Here is a 24,399-nt window from a genome sequence, read left to right on the forward strand (position 1 = left end):
TCAAACTCCTTACGCGTTCTTCATAATAATTGTTTCTAATACGTTTGCAACGCTTTGGCAGCTATCCGCTACTTCTTCAAGCTCTTCGTAAATCTCTTTGTATTGAATGATCTTAATCGGATCTTTCTCACGAGAGAATAAGTGCTTAATTGCATGACGGCGAATATCATCACATTGTGATTCGTAATCCTTAATCTTAATCGCGTTCGTACGAATGTCGACTAACTTCTTTTTAGACAGTAGTTCAACAGAATTTGCAATCTCAATCGCACATTGATTAATTGCTTCAACGAATTTAATCATGTATTCATCAGCTTCTGTAATAGAATACATTTCGAATAGACCAGCACTATGATCTAATCCGTCTAATACATCATCCATACTCATTGCAAGTTGTAGGATGTCCTCACGTTCAATTGGAGTAATAAACGCTTTGTTTAGCTCCATAATGATTTCGTGAATAAATGAGTCACCTTTTGACTCATACTCTTTCATGCGCATAGAAAACTCTTTTAAATCGCTAGCATTTTTAATTTTATACTCCACGAAAAACTGCGCGCCTTCTTTTAAATTTTCTGAAACATTCATTAACATTTCAGAAAATTTATCTTTTTTTGATTTAAATACCATTATTAGTTACCCCCACAAAAGTAATATATGTAAAATATATTGGCTAATCAATTCTAACAAAAAACTGTCGTTTTTTAAAACATTTTATCGAAAAGTTTACAAAAACTTAACATAACTCTCATTGTTGTATTAATAATATTAATAATCAATAATGAATATCTTACTTGTAGAATGTCCTTTTCTTGCAAAAAGTATGAATGTGAAAGAAAAGCTTTACACTATAGGAACGACTACGTTATTATAATAAATTTAAAAGGAGGTATATTCTTCCTTTTGAAAAGAAGAGTGTAAACAAACGAAGGAAGTGAACGAATGAAATTGAAGAACACTCACTTAAAAAAAATGCAGGAGTGGTTCAACAAGAGGAAGAAATTTCGTAATTCATTAATTGTATTAGGGAGTCTACTCGCTACTCTATTTGTTGCTATAAATATAATAATTTCCATTCAAGACATATCTGAATTAAAACAAGCTGTTCCGCAACCGACCTTAATTTATGATGCAAATAATGAAGTTGCGACTAAATTAGCTTCTTCTAAAACAGAAGGTGTTAAAAGGAAAGATATTCCTGACATTATGGTTCAGGCAATTGTTGCAGTAGAAGATAAGGAGTTTTTTAACCATCACGGTATTTACTATAGTGGAATTATAAGTGCAGTTTTTAAAAATATTACAGCAGGAGAAGTTGTAGCAGGAGGAAGTACAATTACACAACAACTTGCGAAAAATGTATTTCTGACACAAGACCGCACATACTCTCGAAAAATAAAGGAATATTTTTTAACAAAAAAAATAGAGCGTACGTATACGAAAGATGAAATTATTGAAATGTATATGAACCAAATTTATTTTGGTGAAGGTGCTTGGGGTATAAAAAGGGCAGCTAAATCTTATTTTGATAAAGATGTAAAAGATTTAACGGTTTCAGAGGCTGCAACGATTGCTGGCTTGATTAAAGCACCGTCTGCGTATTCACCATATAAAAACTTTAATAAGTCAATCGAACGACGTAATGTTGTATTAAGTTTAATGAAAGAGCAAGGATATATTTCTGACGAACAGTATAATAAAGAAAAAGAGAGCGGTCTTGTGTTAAAACGTGGTGTGGATGATAAATACAAGGGGAAATACTCTCAATATGTAGATTATATTGTTAGGGAAGCTATGGACAAGTACGAATTAACACAAAATGAAATTTTAGCAGGTGGTTATCGTATTTACACAGAGCTTGATCCGAAAAAACAACAGGCTGTAGAAGACGTTGTGAATAATGAGAGTTATTTCAAAGATAATGGCTCAGACCAGCTTATGCAAACGGGTGTAGTTCTTATGAATCCAAAAACAGGTGGTGTACCAGCTTTAGTTGGAGGTAGAGGACCGTATCAGTTTTTACAGTTTAACCATGCAACCCAATTAAAAAGACAACCTGGCTCAACGTTAAAGCCTCTGGCTGTATATGTACCAGCTTTAGAGCAAGGGTATGAAGTATACGATATATTAAAAGATGAACCATTTAATATTAAAGAATATAAACCGCAAAATAGTGATCACACTTTTCACGGTGATGTGACAATGTATGAAGCCGTGGCAAAGTCGTACAATGTTTCGGCTGTTTGGCTATTGGAACAAATTGGATTGGATAAAGGATTGAAATCTTTAGAGCGATTTAGTATTCCATTAGTGCCAGAAGATCGTACGTATCCAATTGCTTTAGGCGGGATGCATGTTGGGACCTCTCCATTTGTAATGGCTCAAGCATACAGTACATTTGCAAATGATGGTGTCCAAGTGGAAGCTCATGCGATTAGAGAGATACAAAATGCTGAAGGTGAAACAATTGGAAAGTGGTATAAGAAAGAGACACGAGTGACGAGCGAGAAAATTGCTCAAAAGATGACATATTTATTAAAAGGTGTTGTCGAAAAGGGAACGGGCGAAAAGGCGAAAGTTAATAATGTTGATACGGCTGGTAAGACAGGAACTACTCAAATTGTAAATGGACCAAGCACCGGTGCAAAGGATTCATGGTTTGTTGGATACACACCAGATTTAGTAGGTGCGATTTGGGTAGGGTTTGATAAAACAGATAGCGATCATTATGTTCCAGGGGGGAGTCAAATTACGACGACAATGTTCCGGGATATTATGAAAAAAGCGAATGCCAATCCAGCTCAAAAAGCATTCCAGTTATCGCTCATATCTGAGGCTGATTATAAAAAACAATTGAATACAATAGAAGAGGAAAAACGAAGAAAAGAAGAAGAGAAGAGAAGAAAAGAAGAGGAACAGCAAAGAAAAGAAGAGCAACAAGAGTGGATTGATAAAGTGAAAGAATGGATTCCTTCATTTTGGTAAAAGAAAGAGGCGAATAACGAAATTCGCCTCTTTTTCGTATGAGAAATTAAGTGAACTTTTAATCGGTGGGAGGAGCTGTATCTATCTCTACGAGTTGTTAGCCCATATCAATTGGGATAAATAGTATTACTCGTTAAGTGTAATATTTGTACTGCCAAAGGATTGAGAATCGTATGTGACGATTATTTTTCCTTTACTAATAGGCTCGTAAAGTAATTCTTCTTCGTAATTACCATTGTTTTCATTGTGGATAGAAAGTGTGATTTCATCGATTTTTTTATTTGTATACTGATCTTTAATCGTTTCAGCAATTTGAAGTAACGCTTCGGAACTAGAAGCTTTCGTAATAAGCATTCCTTTTATAACCTTTTTTTCATTCTTTGTGGTATTGGAATAAGGGATGTTGCTTTGTTTTGTATACAAAAGTTTGTATGGAACAGTTTTTCTCTCTGCTTTTGATATAGTGGAATATTTTAGAGTTAAAAAAAATCCTATACATAGAATAATGCATACCATAAGAGAAAACCAAATGCGTATTAGTGACATAACTCTCATTTTCATCCCTCTTTCATATCTTTGACTTCACTATTTATCATACAAAATGAGGATTAAGATAGAGTAAATTTGAGGTAAAGAAACGTAAAGAAGGAGCACTTATCCTCCCAAATAAGTGCTCCTTTCTATATAAAGAGAGATTTAATGCACGGTTAAACGATACATATTATTATAAATATACTTATTGATTGAAAATTAGTAAATTCGGAATACGGATAGTGTTGCAGTTGTATCGCCTGTGTTAGGAATAGAAATAGTGTTTGCTGTAGGCTGTACAGCAATCGTTGTACCAGCTTGTAAAGTAACGATTGTAGAGAAAGAAACAGCACTACCGATAACGTTAGTTGAGAAGTTACGATTAGGTGGTTGGCCATTGAATGAAATACCGAATCCGAATGGTGAAGATCCTGGGAAAGTTGTAGACGCTGAGAAACTAATATCATATACGCCTGTTTCTAAAATTGTTAAAGTATCTGAAGTATCGTTGAAAGAGATATTAGTTAATTCAAAAACTTGATTGAATTGGATGTTTGTTCCCGGGGATATAGTTTGTGGATTTGAGTTTCCGATAGCTGCGATAGTTACAGGAATTGGAGTACCCGCTGCACCTGTTGCGCCAGTAGCACCAGTAGCACCAGCCGGACCTTGAGCACCAGTAGCACCTTGAGCGCCAGCTGGACCTTGAGCACCAGTAGCACCTTGAGCGCCAGTAGCGCCAGCTGGACCTTGAGCACCAGTAGCACCTTGAGCGCCAGCTGGACCTTGAGCACCAGTAGCACCTTGAGCACCAGTAGCACCTTGAGCGCCAGCTGGACCTTGAGCACCTTGAGCACCAGTAGCACCAGCCGGACCTTGAGCGCCAGTAGCACCTTGAGCACCAGTAGCGCCAGTAGCGCCAGCTGGACCTTGAGCACCAGTAGCACCTTGAGCACCAGTAGCACCTTGAGCGCCAGCTGGACCTTGAGCACCAGTAGCACCTTGAGCACCAGTAGCACCTTGAGCGCCAGCTGGACCTTGAGCACCAGTAGCACCTTGAGCACCAGTAGCACCTTGAGCGCCAGTAGCACCTTGAGCACCAGTAGTACCTTGAGCACCAGTAGTACCAGTAGCGCCGGCCGGTCCTTGAATACCTTGAGGCCCTTGAGGTCCAGTAGCACCTTGAACACCTGCTGGTCCTTGTGCGCCTTGAGGCCCTTGAGGTCCAGTAGCACCTTGAGCACCCGCTGGTCCTTGAGGCCCAGTAGCACCTTGAGCACCCGCCGGTCCGGTAGCCCCTGTAGCACCAGTAGCGCCAGTAGCCCCTGTTGCTCCTCCGCCTCCAAGGCAACCTGATCCGTATTGAACTAGAATAGTTTGGATCTCTGTTATAAGTCTAACTAGTTTGTCGATCGTACAACAATCTACTTTGAATAACTTAGCGATATACAATAAATAATTAAGCAGGCTTTGTAGCTCAACGTACAATGCTCCGCATGAGAAAGGTGTTGTTCTTAAAATAGTTAATAGATTAGCAATAATAGAATTTCCAATTTGTTTTTGTGCTGGAGACAAATCTAAGCAATTGAGGAATTTTTGTAGGTTATTTAGGGCAGCAATCAAGTTATCGATATTATTTTGAGAAGGGTTTTGAAAGACAGCTTGAATAGCTTGGCCAAGAGATTGAAGAAGTCTAACGAATTCTGTAAGTTCGGACTTAGAGATGTTAATATAACTACAAGCTCTGACTTCGCAACAATCATTACCATAAAATACTTTTCCTTTATTTTTATTGTTCATCTTTTCATTCCTTTCTTTCATAGAATCAATAGTCGTTACTATATATTAAAATGAAATTTATACTAAATTCGTGATGGACAAACTACCATTTCTAAAAAAATAAGAAATTGGCCCTCTTAGCAAAAATAAGTAAGATAAAGAGAAAGTTTATATAATATAAAGACGAAAAATTCAACATAAAAAACTGCATGCTAATTGTTGTAGGTATTTAACAATTGGCATGCAGTTTGTGGAGGAGTACCTCATTTGTAGTCATTTAATCTTTCAAGGGTTGTTTTAGGTAAAATTGGAATTGAAATAGTGAAAGTTGTACCATCTTGATTACTGGTCATTTTTAATGTACCGTTATGATTTTGAATAATTTTCTTCGTTACTGACAAGCCCAGTCCTGTGCCCGAATCTTTTGTTGAGAAGAATGGATCAAAGATATACTCTTGAATGGCTGTTGGAATACCAATTCCATTATCAGTGAAAGTAATACGAACAAAATTATCTAGGCGATAACTAGTAATTTGGATAGAAAGTTTTTTTTCACCTTGAGCATCGACAGCATTCTGAAATAGGTTTAAAAAAACTTGTACAAGTTCATGACGATCAATATGGACTTGTACATCATCTAATTCGGTAGAAAAATTATAATCAATTGAAATATTATGTAAAAAGACTTCACTAGCTAGTAACTGTTGAATATACTCACGTAAAAATGTATTAATAGGAAACGGTTCTCTTGTAAATTCGCGTGTTTTTGAAATAGCTAAAAATTTTGTAATAATACTATTTGCGCGGTCTAATTCAGGAATAAGTAAGTTTTCAAATAATTCTTTATTAGATGGAGAAACAGTTTCTTGTAAAAATTGTAAATAACCTCGTACGGTTGTAAGAGGATTACGTACTTCATGTGCAATCCCAGCTGCAATTCGCCCTGCTAAAGAAAATTTCTCTGCATCACGTTCTGTGTTTAAATAATGAAAGACACTAATAACTCTAAAAATCTCTCCGTTATAATCACGAATAATTCGGTTATTTAAAATGCCATAGTTTTTGTCTAAAACTTCTTCATTATATATTTCTGTTCCCGTTCTTAATGTTTCAAGAGCTTTAATTTTTTCTTCTGGCAATTGTAGTAATTGTTGAATTGGCTTTCCGATTATATCATTTCGTACTACACCAAAATCATCTGCTGCAGCTTGGTTACATAAAGTGATATTTCCTTTAGCATCAACAAAGGTTACATGATGTGAAAAAGCATCAAAAATATGAATGAAGTATGTTTCAAGTTGCTCAAATAAAAATAATGAATCGCAAGTAAGTTGAAAATCAGCCTCTTTATTCTCTTTTTTTATGTTTTGAATGGAATGAGTCGTTCTCGTTTTCTTTATTTGTAAACCAATATGTGGATTTTTGTATGTGAAATGATGTGGTAATTGATTCACAAGTTCTTCATAAAAACGTACTTTATTTTCTAATTCTTCTATTCGTTTTTCATGAGATACAATATCATCGTTTGGAAGCATAAATAAATAACCCCTCAATTTAAAAATTCTTCCATCTAGTATATCATATTTTTATACGGATACTCTTAAAGAAGGGGCTACTTAATAAAATTGATTAGCTGAAGTGTTCGGGAAGTGAGTAGAATGAATAGAAGGTGAAGTTAAAAAGGGAGGGATATATTTGCTTTTCATTGGAGTGACAGGGTGGGGAGATCATGATTCTTTATATATAGATCCCTATGAAAATAGAAATAAATTACGAACATATAGTGAGTATTTTCCTATAGTGGAAGTGGATAGTTCATTTTATGCGATGCAACCTGCACGAAACTATACAAAATGGGCAATGGAAACACCGAAAGATTTTGCTTTTATAGTAAAAGCATATCAAGGAATGACAGGACATATGAAAGGTGAAATCCCTTTTTCTACGTTTGATGAGATGTTTGATGTGTACAAACAATCTATTCTGCCTTTAATAGAAGCTGATAAATTAAAAATGATTTTATTTCAATATCCACCATGGTTTGATTGTAAAAAGAAAAATGTGAATTTTCTTCGATATACGAAAGAAAAAATGGAAGGTTTACCGTGTGCCATAGAATTTCGAAATCAAACATGGTTTTATCCCGAAATGAAAGATAAGACGATACAGTTTCTAGAACATGAGAAATGGATTCATACCATTTGTGATGAGCCGCAGGCCGGGATAGGTTCGGTACCGCTCGTATTAGAAGTAACGAATGCAGAGATGGTGTTAATACGTTTTCATGGTAGGAATGTTCATGGGTGGCTTGATAAAGGGGAAAATTGGAGAGCGGTTCGTTGCTTATATCGCTACAACAATAAAGAATTAGAAGAATGGGTAGAAAGACTAGAGCAATTAAAAAAGAAGACAAAGGACATATATGTACTATTTAACAATAATTCGGGCGGAGATGCAGCGGATAATGCGAAACAGCTTATGAAAATGATGAACATTACATATGGTGAGCCGAAGCCTGAGCAATTAAATTTGTTTGAATGATAATAAACAAGAAAGGCACTGTACAAACAGGGGGAATGTACAGTGCCTTTCTATATGAAAAAGAGGGGTAACAATGTTACTGAGCGTTTGGTTGATTCATCAATTGTTGGCTTCGTAATAAATGATAATGGTTATCATTATCATTGTCAATAGTTTTCCGAAAAATAAATAAAAAACTTTTTATGAGACATTAACGGGTAGGAAGATTCCTGATAAAAGGTTTAGCTGAAGCAAAGAAGTTTTTCGGGGGAGAATGCTAGTAAACTCCTAATAAAGTATCAAAAAAAAGAACAGCAATTAATGCTGTTCTTTTCCAGTGACGAATTGTTGTAAATCAAAAGGAGTTATCGCTTGGATAAACTCTTTTGAGATAAGTGTTTGAACAAGAGTACTTTCAGAAATAGAAGCACCTGTTTTCTTTTCATAAGCTTGTTTTAATAAATCAAGTTTTTCAGCCGTATCTTTCGGTAATTCAATTGTTAATGTGTTCATAATTTCTCCCCCTTACTATTAGAGTACCACTACAATATAGGAGAGACAAGAAAAGAGAATGTGAAACATAAAAAAGGTTACCATTTATAAATGGTAACTTTTTTTATGTATAAGAGTTATTAAGCAATACCGATATACTTTAAAGTTTTTGATGGAGTACTATGATCAAAGAAGTGTTGTAAAAATGCGATATCAACACCTGATTTGTATGCACAATATCCCCAAGTTTTTCGAAGTGTATGTGAGCTAATCCCTTCTAATCCAACTTCTTTTGCAGCTTTGTTTAAAATGTACCATGCATGTTGTCTCGTAATAGATTTCGTTCCTTTTTGAGACTTTAATAATGGTTCATTACGTTTCCAAGTTTTACGTTCTTTCATGTAGTCTTCGATCGCGTGCTGCAAGTCTTCATTTACAGCAAACCATTTATGTTTCTTTACTTTTTCATTGTAAAATAAAATGGAATGGCGAACATTTTCATTTTCATCGATTACATCACTAACTTTTAATTGTAAGATTTCACTTACTTTTAAGCCAGAATTTACAGCTAATACGAATAATAAGCCATCACGTTTCGAAGATTGTAAAAGTATATTTTTGATAGTTTCTAATTGTTTTTCATTTTGAATAGGTTGTCCTGCTTGTTTCATTTCACGCACTCTCCTCATTTATGTGTGTAAAGGAAAGGATTAACTTGTTTCCTACTATAAAGGGAGAGTGTGAATTTCATGTGAACTCCTAGTGAAATTAAGACAAATTATTTGACTTCTTTTACTTTTTGTAAATTAAAGTAGAATACAACACTATTAGTCGTGTTGTATACACCGTACTCGGCATGGTGGAGGTCTAAAATGTTTTTTACAATTGATAACCCGAGACCGGTACCTCCAGTATGACGGCTACGAGATGCATCTAAACGGTAGAAACGATCCCAAATTTTTTCAAGACTTTCTTCAGGGATAGGGTTTCCTGTGTTTTTGATTTCGACTTTTACTATATCTTCCAGTTCTATAACGGAGACGTGTATTTTTTCTCCATCTGGCGTATAGCGAATTGCATTGCTAAGTAAGTTCACAACGACTTGCTCAATACGACTACGATTCGCGTTAACGAATATAGAAGAGTCTACATCTACGTTCACTTGTAAATGCTTTTCCTCCATGCTAAATAATAACTTTGTATAGACTTGTTGAATTAATTCACCGATTGAGAATGTCGTCATATCTAGTTTGTACGTACCAGATTCTAGTTTTGCTAATTCTAACATTTCAACAATAAGTCTGTTCATGTTTTCTGTTTCTTCTAAAATAACATCTGTGTAATACGTCGTATCTTTACTAACGCCATCTTTAATTCCTTCTGCGAAACTTCTAATTACACTAAGTGGTGTTTTTAATTCGTGTGATACACCAGAAATGAATTCTTTTCGCGTTTTCTCTAATTGACGTTCACGTTCAATATCTTGTTGTAATTTTGTATTGGCAACATTTAATCGATCGATTCGGTCTTTTAAGTTTACAGATAACGTATTAATACTACCGGAAAGCCCGCCAATTTCATCGTCTGCTGTCACAGGTAATTTTTCACTAAAATCAAAATTGGCCATTTTTTTTGTAACGCGATTCATTTTAATTAATGGTTTCACAATGATTTTTGAGTAGTAGAAGGATAATAAAATAATTACGAGAAATACGATGATTAAGGCATAGACATAATAATCCTTTAAAACGAGCATCGCTTCATTAACAGGTTGTAAAGATGCTATCGCAAAAGCGTATTCTGTAATTTTTCCATTTTCCACAATAGGTTTTACAAAGATACTATTTTTTATATTCTCTCCACCATCTATTATATAAGTGTTTAATTGGTGTGAATTAGCAGTGCCATTTCTAATAATCTCTGCAAAATATTGAACGGCTTGTAATGTTTCAAAATCATTTGCAAGACGAACATCTGCTTTGGATGGAAGCTGTAACTTAGATACGATACCAGTAAACTCAATTTGAGTCACAGTTTTGGATCGGCTTGTAAGTCTATTTTTAGCAGGGTTTCCATTAATGGATTGAAAATCTGAGTTGACATTTTCGTTTTGCCATCGATTATAGTTTGTTGTCAATTCTAGTGGTGTTATGGTGGAATCTTGTACAAAACCGACGACGTTTATCATCCCATCTTTTTTCAATCCTAAGTTTTCGAATTTATTATATTCTTCTGGCGTTAAAACATTATTGAGTGGAATGGAATATGCTTTATTATTTTTAGGATTAATTACATCAATGTAGAAATTATTGTCACTTTTAATAATGCCGTTCGTATTTAAAAACTGCATTTCAGCATTTGTTTTATCATGAAATTCTTGTTTTAGTTTTCGAATTTCCTCATAAGTTTTACCACTTTCTTCGTAAGTATTTACGAACTTCTCAAAAGCAGTTTGAACTGTTTTTACTTTTTTATTAATGTAAAATTTCTCTAAAAATAGCGATTGTCCTAAGAAAAAAAGGAGGAATATGATTGTAAATAATGTTGATGTTAATAAAAATAGTTTAAAGACGATACTTCTGTTTTTCACTGCGTCACCTCTTGTGAGAAATACTGTAAATGATTTCTTTATTATAACAAACGTTACAAAAAAGTAGAGGAGAAAATCTGTCTCTTCCGAAAGTAGTTTTTAGTAAAAAGTCACATAAAAAGAACTCGACAGACGTATGACGAGTTCTTTAATGTATTATTGTTGAATTGCTGCATCTAAAGCGATTTCAATCATTTCGTTAAATGTAGTTTGACGCTCTTCAGATGTTGTTTCTTCACCAGTGAAAATGTGATCGCTTACTGTTAATACAGATAACGCGTTTACACCGTATTTCGCTGCTAATGTGTAAAGAGCAGTTGTTTCCATTTCTACTGCTAGTACACCATAATCTCCAAGTTTTTTAACCATGTCCATGCTTTCACGGTAAAATACATCTGCTGTTAAAACATTACCAACACGAACGTGTAAGCCTTTTTCAGTTCCAGCATCGTAAGCTTTCTTTAAAAGGTCAAAGTTTGCAGCTGGTGCAAAATCAAAACCTGGGAATGTTAAACGGTTCATATTAGAATCTGTACAAGCTGTCATTGCAATAATAACGTCACGTACTTTTACGTCTTTTTGAATCGCACCACAAGTTCCAACGCGAATTAAATTTTTAACTCCGTAGCTTTGGATTAATTCGTTTACATAAATAGAAATAGAAGGTACACCCATACCTGTACCTTGAACAGATACGCGTTTTCCTTTATAAGTTCCAGTGAAACCTAACATACCACGCACGTTATTATAGCAAGTAACGTCCTCTAGAAATGTTTCAGCAATATATTTTGCACGTAATGGATCACCAGGTAATAGAATAGATTCAGCAATTTCGCCTTGTTTTGCTTCAATATGTACACTCATGAAAAGTCCTCCTTATAATGTATTGATAGAAATCAATATCATTTGCATTATACACTATCAATCCTTTCAATTAAAATCTTTTAATTATTTGTAATATGTGCAAAGTAGGAGGATTTCATAAATCATAATCTAGAATATATATGTAAGAAGTTTTGTATGAACAGAGACAATAAAAATGGTAGGTGATGTTTTGAAAAATCTTGTCATTGGACTTGTTGCTTTGCTATTTATTGTAGTAGGCGGATTTTACATAAAAAAGTATCAGGAAACTACAGAGACTGTAGGTGATGTTCAGGAAGTAAAATGGGATGTGTCAAATGGAAAAGGAAATGAGAAAGTAGATATTTTGTTTCAATTGCTAAATAATAAAAATAACGAAGTTCGTGGTGTGAATGATCAAATTCGGGCAGTTATTGTAGACGGACAATTAAAACATGTACAACAAATGAAACCTACATTTGCAGGGAATGGATCATATAAGGTATCTTCCAAAATAGCGAAAGATGAAAGATATACAATATTTTTATATGAAGACAAAAACAAGTCTGTGAAATCATTTGCGAAGAATGATTTTGGGAGAGAAATAGAGGAGAAAAATAAGGGGAAAGTAAAATTCCCAATTGATAGTGTGCTTACAAAAAAAATAGGGGAGTATGAAGTTTCTCTATTATTTGGTGCATTGCATCCGAATGAACCAGCGACGTTAACATTTCAATTCCAAGCGAAAAAGGGTGAGAAATTGAAATTACATTCAGAGAGAGGAGAAGTGGAAGCGCTCTATATCGTGGACGAAACGAGAGAAAACTTTTTATACGCAATACCTGTTGATACAGATGAGCAATTACAATACCGTATTACATTTCCTATAGAAGGAACGTATAAAATATGGGGAGATTTCTATATAAATGGTAAGAAATATGAAAAAGAATTTATTGTACAAGTTCAAAAAAGAAAAAACAGCTAAATGTTTAGCTGTTTTTTCTTTTTCCTATTAATTTTGTTACAGAGAGCATTGTAATTGGTAAAGAATGATTCTTTCTAAATGCTAAATATTTACCGCTCCATGCTGGTTTATATTTTTCTTTAAAATGACGTAGCCCGCTGAAGCTATACGTATAACGAACATTATTAAAGATGGCAGCAGCAACTCGTTCGGACCAAAAAGATTGTGTCGATAAACCTACATTTGAAAGTGGTGCCATACCAATATTAAAGGAGTGGTATTCATTTTCTTTTGCCCACTGGAATAGGTGGATGAAAATTGCATCCATAATGCCGCTAGGTGCATCTGGATAATAGCGCATTAAATCAACAGACAATGATCCGTCTTGATATACGGGCATAAAGGTTGTAAATGCAATGATTTTTCCATCAGCATCACATAATGTAGCGATAGGTGCTCGGCTAATATATTCACGATCAAAGTATCCGAGTGAAAAACCTTTCTCTTTTTTTCCGCCGAGCCACGCATCTGAAACTTTTCTTAACTCTTCAAATAATTCGTTTGAGAATGGTGGCTGATGAATAGAGAATGTATAGCCTTCTCGTTCGAAACGGTTGAAAGTCGCTCGCATACCGGCTCGTTTTTTTCCTGTTATTGTAAATGTGTTCAAATCAACGACAGCTTCTTCACCAAGTTTAAAGAAGTTGTAACCAAAATCATGATATAAACTCATCCATTTACTTTCTATTTGGTAGAATACACAAATGTATCCAAATCGATCAGCCTCAGCTAAAAACTCTTGTAACACAGTACGGTAGGAGGAAGGATCCCCAATTGGATCACCTAGCACAACGAGACGTTTTCCAGTTATAGAGAAGAGAAGGAGCGCTTTCCCATCACTACTGAAGAAAAATTGCTTATCTCCTAAAAATCCTAAATGACTAAGTACATTACCATCATGTTCATCTAAAAAGTTTTGCAGCCTTTTATCATTAGCTGGTTGCCCAGGAAATTCATTTCGATAACGATTGGCAATGAGTGAGCCAATCAGTAAAAATGTAGGAACGAAAAAGGCAGCTGCTAATGCACTTCGTTTCACTTGCGTAATATTACGAACGACAAAATCAGGTTTAAAAGCTTCTTTTGCACCTGCAAATAAAATACCTAAGTTTTTATATAAATATAAAGTTATGAGTAAGAATATAAAAACTTTTACGATATCAGAAAGTGAGACTTCCATTTTCTCGCGTACAAATCTTTTACGAAGCATATATAATACAGCGAGTACGATTAATAAAATAAACGTCTCTTCAATATCAATCCCTTTTAGCGTATTAAAGATGGCTGCTCCGATTAAAGAAATAATCGTCATATAGTAAGAACGCTTTGTTCCATAATATATCCCTCGCGAAAGGATCAGGAGGAGAATACCAAATGTTAGTGATAAGCTAAAAGAAAATTGAATAAGATGTTTTGGAGCTAGAATATGTAAGGCGTGTGCTCTGTTTATACTTGTCGGTAGAATGGTTGATAAAATAACCATTAATCCAGCAAATACTGTTAAAGCAGCAGAGGCCCATGAACCTAGTTTTCCTAGAAAATCACGCTGCAAAGTCCATATAACACCAGTTGTTTCTAATGCAGGCGCAATAAAAGGTTTATCTTCAAACTTTTTAATGGCCACGCCTGTCATTTCAAAAGCTGCAAAAATAAGACCAAGGCAGAAAGGTAAAATGTAATAGACGAGGCGATATAATAACATAGCAGGTAGTAATACGCCTGTATCAATGCCGTATTGTCCGAGCCCAGTTAAAAAGACAAGATCAAATGAACCAAGTCCACCAGGAACAAGACTAACAACACCAGCTAAAGCAGCAATTACATACACACCTAAAAACTTTTGAAATTCGATATCGATACCAAATAATATTAGTATGACGTACATAACAATACCGGCAGATACCCACTCAACTAATGAAACTAATGAGTATAAAACAGTTGGATTTTTTTCTTCTTCTCCTTCCCCTTCTTCTTGCCCTTCGGTTTGCTTTGGTTTTCTATTTTTTAGTTTAGAAAAGCCAATGTATATAGGGACGAAAAGGGCGAAGAAAATAAGAACAGGCCATAGCCACGGTTTTTCATGCAAAATAAAACTTGTGTCTAATATTCCAATAAGACCGAGGAAAGAAAGAATTGCGAGTCCGTTAATAAAAGCAGTTGTCATCCAGGCGATACTTTTAATAAGTTTGCCATTTTCTTTTATGTATGGACGATAAAGCATTGTGCGTACACCAGCTCCAACGAGACCACCAAACCCAATAAATCCATTTAAAGTATTAGCAATCCATGAGATACGAAAAATCTTTTGGACTGGTATATCAGCTTTTAAATAACGAAGCATAACATAGTCATAAAAGAACATTGTTGATACGGCAAATGCACCAAGTGTAATTGCTAAAAATACTCCTCCGGTTGGAATGTTTTTAATTGTATTGATTGCTTCTAAAAAAGAAATGCCTGCTAATTCTTTTTTTGCTTGAAAGAATACAATTGTTAATACAACAAATGGGAAGATAATTTTCCCGATTTGTAAGAAACGTTTCCATGAAAACGACATAAATACAACTCTCCTTGTATAAGAAAACTGAGACAATAATATTATTATGACAAACTTCAAGAAAAATAAAAAGGTAAATTCCTGTATAGGGAAGCTATTTTTTATATGGGTTATATTTAAAAGAGTATTTCGTTTATCAGAAAGTTAAGTTAAAATGAATTGAAAGAAGGAAGAGAGGGGAAGTAGATGATTATAATAGGTTATGCGGGATATGAGTTAGAGAAAGCGAAACCTAATACATCAGAAGATTTCTTTAATAGATCTGAAGTGACATATATATTAAATAATAAAGAGAGAACTTTTTCCGTTTTATACGTTCGATATTTTGAAGAAGTTTTACAAGAAATTACTCCTTTTGAAGGAAATCCAGTATGTAAAGTAGAAGAACAAGACATATATTTACGGGATATTGTAGCGATATGTTGTTTACTGAAAGAGAATGAGCATCGCATGCAAAAACGTTTATATTTAAATAATATAGAAGCATTCCAACAATATTTTGATGAGGAAACAGTGGTGAAAGTACAAGAAATATTAGCTGAATTACATAAAAATAAAAGAGTAGAAATAGCGTGAAATGGCAAAGGAGAGGGAAAAAATGTCTAATCTAATGGTTGAAAATCAAACAGAACAAGTTTCTATGTTTTTAGAAGATGTTGTTACTTTGATAACCAATTATGTAAATTATCATACGTTGCCTTCTTTATTAGAAGAAAAACCAGCAGGGAACGAGCAATATTATAAAGGGTTATTAGCATCAATAAGACGTCTTCTCGTTTTTTGTGAAGAAGGACATGATGCATGTTTTGTTTTGTTAAATAGCCAGCCATTTCGAAAAACAGCAGCTGAGAAAATTTTATATAAAATTTATCATCAAGTAATTGCAGAGTTTTTCTCACCAAAGAGTGATCATTGGTATGAAAATAGTCGGTCTGCCTATACAGGGAAAAACTCCATCGTTTTTCAACAAACGCCACCAGCATCTATAGAGCAAGTGATGAAGAGTTTAGAAGGAAAATTTCAATTGATGCGTGAAGAACTAGAATATTATGAGACGGATTACCAAACAAAGATGTTACACAAATATTAATTGTGAAAAAGAAGCTAAGGGACTTAGCTTCTTTTCTTTTGTAAAGTTATATAAGGGATTTCCTTTGAATATATTTATGGGGATAGCATTAAGGAGGTGTAACATGAGTCAGCAAGGTGTATTTACAGATTACTTTCATGAAGTAGAAAGCTGGTGTGAAAGTGTTCTTCACGTATTAGATAGCCGTGCAATGGAAGTGTATGATGTCCATATGCTTGCCTATAAAATTCAAACGTTATTAGATCGTATGAAAGAGCATGAGTATGATACAGATGCAGAGTTTATGTATGAAATAAGTGATGATGTAGAACATATTCAGCATCATTTGCAGGAAGTATTCGTGCAAGGAGAAGAGGAATATGAACTATATGAAAGAGGGGATAGTGAACGAGCTGTTCCAATTGGAGGGCATACACTTCCACCATTACCTTATCCGTATAATGCGTTAGAACCGTATATTTCTAGAGAAATTATGATGTTACACCATGATAAACATCATCGCAGTTACGTGGAAGGATTAAATAAGGCAGAGAAAATGATGGAAGAAGCGAGAAAAACAAATCAATTTGATTTAATTAAGCATTGGGAAAGAGAAGCGGCTTTTCATGGATCAGGTCATTACTTACACACGATATTTTGGAATAACATGAAAAAAGATGGTGGCGGAAGTCCAAGAGGGGCTCTTTCACAACAGATTGAACAAGATTTTGGGAGTTTTTTACGTTTTCAAAAACATTTCACAGAAGCAGCTTCTAAAGTGGAAGGATCAGGCTGGGCGCTTCTCGTTTGGGTACCACGATCTGGAAGATTAGAAATTTTGCAGAGTACACTTCATCAATTATTTACACAATGGGATACGATACCGCTCCTCGTGCTAGACGTGTGGGAACATGCGTATTATTTACAATACCAAAATCGAAAAGATGAATATATTAAAAACTGGTGGAATGTTGTAAATTGGCCTGATGTAGAAAAAAGATTTGAAAGTGCGAAACAAATTGAATGGACACCGTATTAGACGCAGGTTCTCTGCGTCTTTTTTATTAGAAGGAGAAAGAGATTTCGTTCATATTTTAAAAGGCCAAGCATACACTTGTACAAAAAGTGCCAAAAGGACGTGGGGGGAAATATGAGACGAATTTGTGTAATAATCACGCTTCTTATTACGTACGCAAGCGTTATACCAATTCCTACATATGCAAAGATGAACAGTAATGTCAGTGCTCGAAATGCTGTATTAATGGAGCAACAGTCCGGTCGTGTATTATACGGAAAAGCAGAACATGAGCCACAAAAAATTGCTAGTATAACAAAAATTATGACAGCCTTGTTAGCTGCTGAATCAGGAAAAATGAAAGAAATGGTATCGGTTAGTAATGAAGCGGTGAGAGTAGAAGGATCAGCAATTTATTTAAAGCCTGGACAGAAAGTGAAGTTAGAGGATTTAGTATACGGACTCATGCTTAGATCTGGTAATGATGCAGCACAAGTAATTGCTGAAAATGTAGGAGGAAGTATAGAAGGGTTCGTATATTTAATGAATGAAAAGGCGAAACAAATTGGAATGAAAGATACTCACTTTTCAAACCCACATGGTTTGGATGGAGATGGATCCCATTATTCATCAGCCTATGATATGGCACTTTTAACAAAGTATGCAATGGGGAACGAAACCTTTAAGAAGATTTTTGGGACAAAAACGTATAAATCAGATTCGTGGGATTATCCGTGGAAAAACAAACATAAACTCGTGACATCTTATTATGAATTTGCGACAGGAGGAAAAACGGGTTTTACGAAGAAAGCAGGACGGACACTTGTTACAACAGCATCAAAAGATGGACTAGATCTAATTGTCGTAACTTTGAGCGCTTCTAGCGATTGGGATGATCATATGAATTTATTTGATAAAGGTTTTGAACGTTTCAAGCAAACGAACGTTGTAGGACAAGGAGCTCTTGCTGAAATAACTGAAAAGAAATATGCCAATCATGTGTATACGAAAAATAGTTTTGCGGTGCCATTAACTGAGCAGGAAAGAAAGAATGTCGTATTAAAAGTTGAACTCGATAAAAGTGCAAAACTTAAAGATGGAGTAAAGGTTGGGAAGACGGAAATTTATGTTGGCAATGAGAAAGTTGGAGAACGGAATTTATTTTATAGTAAACGAAAGTTAGTAGCTACAACGGGAATGTATTGGAATAATGTGAAAGAAATTTTTTCTCATATGATAGGTGTTGGGAGCGATGGTTAATCTCGTATGGGTAGCGATGGCAGTCATAGGGATTGTATATGCCATGATAAATGGAACGATGGAAGCAATAAATAAAGCCGTATTTGACGGAGCAAAAGATGCAGTAACAATTTGTATAGGACTTATTAGTGTATTAGTATTTTGGCTCGGTTTAATGAAAATTGCAGAGGAAGCAGGGTTGTTAAAAAAGTTAGTGTCACTTTTTATGCCGATAGTAAAAAGGTTGTTTCCAGAAATACCGAAAGATCATCCGTCAATGGGATTTATTTTATCGAATATGATGGCGAACTTTTTTGGATTAGGGAATGCAGCAACCCCTCTTGGTATTAAAGCGATGGAACAATTGAAAGAGTTAAATGGAGGGAAGGATTCGGCGAGCCGTTCTATGGTGACGTTTCTCGCATTAAATACATCAGCGATTACTTTAATTCCTACTACTGTCATTTCGATTCGAATGACGTATGAATCAGCGAATCCTACTGAAATTGTTGGGGTAACATTCATTGCACAAGTACTCTCTATGATCGGAGCGATTTGGATTGACCGCTATTTTTACCGAAGAAGGAGTAGGAAGGGGCGGAAAAAATGAGTATTGTCAATACGATATCATTATGGGTAATCCCTTGTGTAATCGGTTTTATCCTTTTATATGGCACGATAAAGAAAGTGCCGACGTATGAATCGTTCGTTGAGGGGGGAAAAGAAGGGATTCAAATTGCGATCTCTATTTTACCGTTTATGGTTGGAATGCTTGTATCTATTTCGATTTTTCGGGCGTCTGGAGCGTTAGATGCAATGATATCAGTAATGAAGCCGATGTTAGATTTAATTCATGTCCCAGCAGAAATTGTTCCACTAGCACTTATACGCCCTATTTCAGGCTCTGCTGGTTTAAGTATTACGACCGATTTAATTGCTACATATGGGCCAGACTCGTTTATTGGAAGATTGGCTTCTACGATGCAAGGGAGTACAGATACGACTTTTTATATTTTAACAGTATACTTCGGAGCTGTTGGAATTAGAAAAATGGGAGATGCATTAAAAGTAGGACTTTTTGCCGATTTAATCGGGATTATTTGTTCAATTGTGTTTGTTTCTTTAATGTTTAAGTAAGGCGGCTATTCATTTTTTATGCTATTTCGCTTATAATACGTATACGACCACTATTAAGGTGTTGCTTAATAGTGGTTTTTTTTTGCGGTATTTTTGACAAAATGATGAACTTTTATTGTGAGCAATATGAAGAATATGGACAATAATAAAAGGTAAAAACATGATTTGCCCTTTATATGTTTATTATCATCGCTATGTTGTTTAAGTAAGATGAAGCGAATAGCCGTCAAGCGTATGCGGTTGCCAAGTCTTTCTAATGTAAGGTAAGATAAATTCGAGGTGAAAAAAAGAAATGGAACGATTACAAAAAGTGATTGCGCAAGCAGGTATTGCATCGAGAAGAAAGGCTGAGGAATTAATTCAGCAAGGAAAAGTAAAGGTGAATGGAAAAATAGTGAAGGAGTTAGGAACGAAAGTAACTCCTCAAGATAAAGTAGAAGTAAATAACATCCCTCTTGAAAAAGAAGAACCTGTTTATTTTTTACTATATAAACCAACTGGCGTAATTTCAAGTGTATCAGATGATAAAGGAAGAAGTGTTGTAACAGACTTTTTCCCTGAAATTAGACAACGTTTATTCCCAATCGGACGCTTAGATTATGATACGTCTGGCGTATTATTGATGACAAATGATGGGGAATTTGCAAATGTATTAATGCATCCAAGATATAAAGTTGAAAAAACGTATGTTGCAAAAATTAAAGGGCCATTAACAGGTGAGAAAATTCGCATGTTAGAACGAGGTGTTGCATTAGAAGATGGGAAAACAGCACCAGCACAAGTGAAAATTATTTCTTGGGACAAGCGTAAAGAGACTGCGATTGTACAATTAACGATTCATGAAGGACGTAATCGTCAAGTACGCCGCATGTTTGAAGCGTTAGATTGTAAAGTAGTGAAACTAAAGCGTGAACGCTACGCCTTTTTAGAAGTGGGTAGCTTGCGCCCTGGTGATGCGAGAGAATTGTCACCACATGAGGTGAAACAATTACGTGCATTGGCTTCTACAAAGCCGCGCTAATCGATAGTGTGAAACTTTCACCAGTGGAATGCTCCGCTGGTGATTTATTAAAAAATACATATATTTATCACTCGTCGAAGAGAGGGGAGACAATATGAAAAAAAATCGCTTATTATTTCGCGTTATGATTCTACTCATTTTATGCGGTGCTGTAGGATTTACACTTTATCAAGGATATTTCACTAAAGAAGAGAAAATGCAAATCGGAAAAGAAGCACCTAATTTTGTTGTAACAGATTTAGAAGGAAAGAAAATTGAATTAAAAGATTTAAAGGGAAAAGGTGTATTTTTAAACTTTTGGGGCACTTGGTGTAAACCGTGTGAAAAAGAAATGCCTTATATGAACGAATTATATCCAAAGTATAAAGAAAAAGGCGTTGAAATTATTGCGTTAGATGCAGATGAAACGGATATTGCTGTTAAGAATTTTGTGAAACAATACGATCTTAAGTTCCCAGTCGCAATTGATAAAGGTGGAGAAATTATAAAAACGTATGGAGTAATACCGTTACCAACAAGCTTCTTGATTGATAAGGATGGTAAGGTGATTCAAGAGATTAAAGGTGAACAAACGATAGAACAATTGGAAGAGTATTTAAAGAAAATTACTCCGTAATAAAGAAAGCCTTTACATACGAGGCGCTTACCTATAGCGTCTTCGATTTAAAAATTCTGAGTATTGCGGTAACTTGAGGATAGAATATACAATAGTACATATAGATATAGGGGCGGTGAGAGTGTTGAAAGAAATTAAGTGTGAATGTGGACACGTTAATCCGATAGGAACTGTTTTTTGTGAAGCATGTGGGAAACCATTTGAAAGCAATGAAAATATAAAACTATTGGATATGCGCTATGAGGGGAGTGCTCGGAGATCTCTCACGCAAACAAAAACGATAGTCGATAAAATTTGGAGCTTTTTCTCTTCTGTAAAAGTGGGTGTATGGCTCATTGTAATCACTTTAGCTGCATCAGCGATAGGAACTATTTTTCCACAAGAAATGTACATAACTCCAGGAATTGCACCAGCTGAATATTATAAGCAAGAATACGGATTTTTAGGGCAATTATACTATCAATTAGGATTTAATAATTTATACGGTTCATGGTGGTATATGATTTTAATTGCTTCAATTGGTATTTCACTTGTGATATGTAGCTTAGACCGTGTCATTCCACTTTATAAAGCTTTAAAGAAGCAAGGGGTGAAAAGACACCCTAGCTTTTTAAAGAGACAAAGATTATACGGCACTGGTACACCGCAAGATGGTGATTTGGAAAGAGTCCAAATAAATTTAAAGAAAACGAACTATAATGTGAAAGTGGAAGACGGTAACATTTTAGCTGAAAAGGGACGGTTTTCACGCTGGGGTCCATATGTGAATCATATCGGTCTCATTATCTTTTTATTCGGTGCAATGCTCCGTTTTTTACCGAGTATGTACGTAGACGAAGCTCTTTGGTTACGTGATGGTGAAACGAAAGAAATACCAGGAACGGATGGGCAATACTACTTAAAAAATGAGAAGTTTATAAAGGAAGTTTATGATAAAAGTAAGGACAAGGAAGTTTTTGATGAAGCGATTGATCGTGTAGGCGATAAAATGATTGCGAAAAACTTCCAAACGAATGCCGTATTATATAAAGCGGTAGGTGAAAAGATAGCTGGACAAAAACCAAAATTGGAAAAAGTAAAAGAAGTTGAAATTCGAGTAAATGAACCGCTGAAATTTGATCAATTTGCTGTTTATCAATTGAGTTATAGAGAAAATGAATTTAAAAGTATGTCCTTCCGTTTGCAAAATAAAGAAAATAATCAAAAGTGGGGACCGATTAAAGTTGATTTAACAAACCCTGCAGAAAAATATGATTTAGGAAATGGTTATTCTTTAGAACTATTAAGCTACTTCCCTGATTTTTATTTTGATGAGAATGGAAGACCAAACACAAAAACAAAATTACCAAACAACCCTGCATTCGTGTTTAAAATGTTTACGCCTGAAACACCAGATGGTGAAGTGAGTTTTGTTGGTATTCAGCAAAATATAGAACCTGATGGGAATAACAAATATAAAATGTCATTTGCAGGTGTGGAAATGCAAAATGCAACAGCACTTACTGTAAGGAAAGATTTAACGCTTTGGATTCTCGGTATTGGAGGATTTATATTTATGGTTGGTGTCATTCAAGGGATGTATTGGAATCATCGCCGTATTTGGATACAACGCGTTAATGATGAATGGTGGATTGCAGGACATACGAATAAAAATTGGTTCGGTTTAAAGAAAGATATTGAAAGAGTACTAGAAGGTACAGCAATTCCGCAGCCAATCGATAAAGTAGTGGATAAAAAAATTAGTTAAGGTGGGGAAACGATATGGTGCAAATAAGTAGTAACTTTCTCTTTACCGCATTTATTTTATATTTAATTGCAACTCTATTTTTCGGGGGAGCAATTAAAGAAAAAGGTCATAAATGGGCAAATATAGGAATAACGATTACAATTTTAGGGTTTATTGCACAAACAGTATATTTTGTTACAAGATGGATTGCATCAGGACATGCACCAGTTAGTAACTTTTTTGAATTCGGTACATTTTTCGGCATGATGCTTGTCGGAGCATTTATTGTCATGTATTTTATGTATCGCGTAAGTATAATCGGACTTTTTGCATTACCAGTTGCACTTTTATTAATTGCCTATGCAAGTATGTTTCCGAGGGAAATATCTCCGCTTATTCCTTCTTTAAAAAGTAATTGGTTGCATATTCACGTGACGACTGCAGCAGCAGGGCAAGCAATTTTAGCAATTAGTTTTATTACGGGCGTTATGTATTTATTGAAGAATGTAGATCAATCAACGAGAAGCAAACGTACATTTTGGTTAGAAACGGTAGTGTTCACACTTGTTTGTACAGTTGGTTTTATTGGAGTGACAACGGTATTTTCTAGTATGAAATATGAAGCGAAGTTTCAATGGGTTGATAAAAATGAACAACAAGTGGAAATGAAGTACAATCTTCCGGCTTTAGTGGGACCGCACGAAGGAAAGTTATTGACAGAAAATAAATTAGAGCCGACAGTTGAAGTTCCGGCGATTGTAAATGCGAAAAAATTAAATACAGTAATTTGGTCTGTGTTAGTTGGGACATTACTTTATATTGTATTAAGACTTGTTTTACGCAAACGAGTATCGGCAGCACTTCAGCCGTTAGTAAAGAATACAAATAGTGATTTACTGGATGAAATCGGATATCGTTCTATTGCAATTGGATTCCCGGTTTTCACATTAGGTGCATTAATTTTTGCCATGATTTGGGCTCAAATAGCGTGGACACGTTTTTGGGGTTGGGATCCAAAAGAGGTTTGGGCGCTTATTACTTGGCTCTTTTATGCGGCGGTATTACATTTACGCTTATCAAAAGGGTGGCACGGAGAGAAGTCAGCGTGGTTAGCGGTAATTGGTTTTGCAATCATTATGTTTAACTTTATTGTAGTAAACTTAATTATCGCGGGTTTACATTCATACGCATAGAGAAATAAAATAGGAGAGTGAATGTCACTTTCCTATTTTATTTTTGTCAATTTTTCTTCTTT

General features: G+C 35.1%; 22 protein-coding genes. 13 read left to right on the forward strand and 9 right to left on the reverse strand.

Translation table 11 applies throughout. The annotated features are described in order from the left end of the window. Window positions 1-9: 9 nt before the first annotated feature. Window positions 10-630: a DUF47 domain-containing protein gene (locus QCI41_RS25935; RefSeq protein ID WP_000231446.1), complete on the reverse strand. Its 621-nt coding sequence runs from the start codon at window positions 628-630 to the stop codon at window positions 10-12. A gap of 312 nt (window positions 631-942) precedes the next feature. On the opposite strand from QCI41_RS25935, the gene QCI41_RS25940 reads away from it, so the two are divergent. Beyond that, the gene (locus QCI41_RS25940) at window positions 943-2,985 is read left to right on the forward strand and encodes a transglycosylase domain-containing protein (RefSeq protein WP_000769264.1); all 2,043 of its coding nucleotides are present in this window, start codon (window positions 943-945) and stop codon (window positions 2,983-2,985) included. Window positions 2,986-3,111: 126 nt separating this feature from the next. Here the strand turns inward: QCI41_RS25940 and QCI41_RS25945 are convergent, their stop codons facing one another. The 3 genes from QCI41_RS25945 to QCI41_RS25955 all read right to left on the reverse strand — a co-directional run bounded on the left by QCI41_RS25945 (window position 3,112) and on the right by QCI41_RS25955 (window position 6,830). Continuing rightward, window positions 3,112-3,540 carry a hypothetical protein gene (locus QCI41_RS25945; RefSeq protein ID WP_353836313.1) on the reverse strand — a complete coding sequence of 143 codons (429 nt, stop codon included), beginning with the start codon at window positions 3,538-3,540 and terminating at the stop codon, window positions 3,112-3,114. 195 nt (window positions 3,541-3,735) lie between these two features. Beyond that, on the reverse strand, window positions 3,736-5,316 hold the full coding sequence (locus tag QCI41_RS25950; protein WP_353836312.1) for a Gly-Xaa-Xaa repeat protein: 1,581 nt from the start codon (window positions 5,314-5,316) through the stop codon (window positions 3,736-3,738). 242 nt (window positions 5,317-5,558) lie between these two features. Next, window positions 5,559-6,830, reverse strand: a complete 1,272-nt coding sequence (locus QCI41_RS25955) for an ATP-binding protein (protein ID WP_088083028.1) — start codon at window positions 6,828-6,830, stop codon at window positions 5,559-5,561. 160 nt (window positions 6,831-6,990) lie between these two features. On the opposite strand from QCI41_RS25955, the gene QCI41_RS25960 reads away from it, so the two are divergent. Beyond that, window positions 6,991-7,836, forward strand: a complete 846-nt coding sequence (locus QCI41_RS25960; RefSeq protein ID WP_098078695.1) for a DUF72 domain-containing protein — start codon at window positions 6,991-6,993, stop codon at window positions 7,834-7,836. 297 nt (window positions 7,837-8,133) lie between these two features. On the opposite strand, the gene QCI41_RS25965 is transcribed toward QCI41_RS25960, so the two are convergent. The 4 genes from QCI41_RS25965 to deoD form a co-directional block, all read right to left on the reverse strand. Further along, window positions 8,134-8,328 (reverse strand): DUF3924 domain-containing protein, encoded by a 195-nt coding sequence (locus QCI41_RS25965; RefSeq protein ID WP_001094854.1) that lies wholly within the window; start codon window positions 8,326-8,328, stop codon window positions 8,134-8,136. Between the two features lie 119 nt (window positions 8,329-8,447). Next, complete coding sequence (locus QCI41_RS25970; RefSeq protein WP_000806236.1) at window positions 8,448-8,978, reverse strand: tyrosine-type recombinase/integrase; 531 nt, start codon at window positions 8,976-8,978, stop codon at window positions 8,448-8,450. Window positions 8,979-9,085: 107 nt separating this feature from the next. Further along, window positions 9,086-10,897, reverse strand: coding sequence for a sensor histidine kinase (locus QCI41_RS25975; RefSeq protein ID WP_353836311.1), 1,812 nt, complete (start codon window positions 10,895-10,897; stop codon window positions 9,086-9,088). Window positions 10,898-11,053: 156 nt separating this feature from the next. Beyond that, window positions 11,054-11,761 carry a purine-nucleoside phosphorylase gene (gene deoD, locus QCI41_RS25980; protein ID WP_000110707.1) on the reverse strand — a complete coding sequence of 236 codons (708 nt, stop codon included), beginning with the start codon at window positions 11,759-11,761 and terminating at the stop codon, window positions 11,054-11,056. 175 nt (window positions 11,762-11,936) lie between these two features. Here deoD and QCI41_RS25985 point away from each other — a divergent pair, with 175 nt between their 5' ends. Continuing rightward, window positions 11,937-12,725 (forward strand): hypothetical protein, encoded by a 789-nt coding sequence (locus QCI41_RS25985; RefSeq protein ID WP_353836310.1) that lies wholly within the window; start codon window positions 11,937-11,939, stop codon window positions 12,723-12,725. A 4-nt stretch (window positions 12,726-12,729) separates the two neighbouring features. On the opposite strand, the gene mprF is transcribed toward QCI41_RS25985, so the two are convergent. Then, the gene (gene mprF, locus QCI41_RS25990) at window positions 12,730-15,321 is read right to left on the reverse strand and encodes a bifunctional lysylphosphatidylglycerol flippase/synthetase MprF (protein WP_060489577.1); all 2,592 of its coding nucleotides are present in this window, start codon (window positions 15,319-15,321) and stop codon (window positions 12,730-12,732) included. A 186-nt stretch (window positions 15,322-15,507) separates the two neighbouring features. On the opposite strand from mprF, the gene QCI41_RS25995 reads away from it, so the two are divergent. From QCI41_RS25995 to resC, 10 genes are all read left to right on the forward strand, one after another. Next, window positions 15,508-15,897, forward strand: coding sequence for a hypothetical protein (locus QCI41_RS25995; RefSeq protein ID WP_000583791.1), 390 nt, complete (start codon window positions 15,508-15,510; stop codon window positions 15,895-15,897). A gap of 22 nt (window positions 15,898-15,919) precedes the next feature. Beyond that, complete coding sequence (locus QCI41_RS26000; RefSeq protein ID WP_060489579.1) at window positions 15,920-16,411, forward strand: YpuI family protein; 492 nt, start codon at window positions 15,920-15,922, stop codon at window positions 16,409-16,411. A 103-nt stretch (window positions 16,412-16,514) separates the two neighbouring features. Next, on the forward strand, window positions 16,515-17,429 hold the full coding sequence (locus QCI41_RS26005) for a superoxide dismutase (RefSeq protein ID WP_000082674.1): 915 nt from the start codon (window positions 16,515-16,517) through the stop codon (window positions 17,427-17,429). A gap of 111 nt (window positions 17,430-17,540) precedes the next feature. Then, window positions 17,541-18,665, forward strand: a complete 1,125-nt coding sequence (gene dacB, locus QCI41_RS26010; protein WP_353836309.1) for a D-alanyl-D-alanine carboxypeptidase DacB — start codon at window positions 17,541-17,543, stop codon at window positions 18,663-18,665. Then, window positions 18,658-19,254, forward strand: coding sequence for a spore maturation protein SpmA (gene spmA / locus QCI41_RS26015; protein ID WP_000247806.1), 597 nt, complete (start codon window positions 18,658-18,660; stop codon window positions 19,252-19,254). The genes dacB and spmA overlap by 8 nt, the downstream gene beginning before the upstream one ends. Beyond that, complete coding sequence (gene spmB, locus QCI41_RS26020) at window positions 19,251-19,781, forward strand: spore maturation protein SpmB (RefSeq protein WP_000029511.1); 531 nt, start codon at window positions 19,251-19,253, stop codon at window positions 19,779-19,781. The genes spmA and spmB overlap by 4 nt, the downstream gene beginning before the upstream one ends. A 292-nt stretch (window positions 19,782-20,073) precedes the next feature. Next, window positions 20,074-20,802, forward strand: coding sequence for a 23S rRNA pseudouridine(2605) synthase RluB (gene rluB / locus QCI41_RS26025; protein WP_000440552.1), 729 nt, complete (start codon window positions 20,074-20,076; stop codon window positions 20,800-20,802). A gap of 94 nt (window positions 20,803-20,896) precedes the next feature. Beyond that, entirely contained in the window at window positions 20,897-21,418 is a 522-nt protein-coding gene (gene resA, locus QCI41_RS26030; RefSeq protein ID WP_000742211.1) for a thiol-disulfide oxidoreductase ResA, read from the forward strand. A 121-nt stretch (window positions 21,419-21,539) separates the two neighbouring features. Continuing rightward, a complete protein-coding gene (resB, locus tag QCI41_RS26035) occupies window positions 21,540-23,165 on the forward strand; it encodes a cytochrome c biogenesis protein ResB (RefSeq protein WP_353836308.1) in 1,626 nt (541 codons plus the stop codon). Window positions 23,166-23,179: 14 nt separating this feature from the next. Beyond that, window positions 23,180-24,337, forward strand: coding sequence for a cytochrome c biogenesis protein ResC (gene resC / locus QCI41_RS26040; protein WP_000250073.1), 1,158 nt, complete (start codon window positions 23,180-23,182; stop codon window positions 24,335-24,337). Window positions 24,338-24,399: the final 62 nt, after the last annotated feature.

It is taken from the genome of Bacillus cereus group sp. MG4 (genome assembly GCF_040460055.1).
Taxonomy (GTDB): domain Bacteria; phylum Bacillota; class Bacilli; order Bacillales; family Bacillaceae_G; genus Bacillus_A; species Bacillus_A wiedmannii.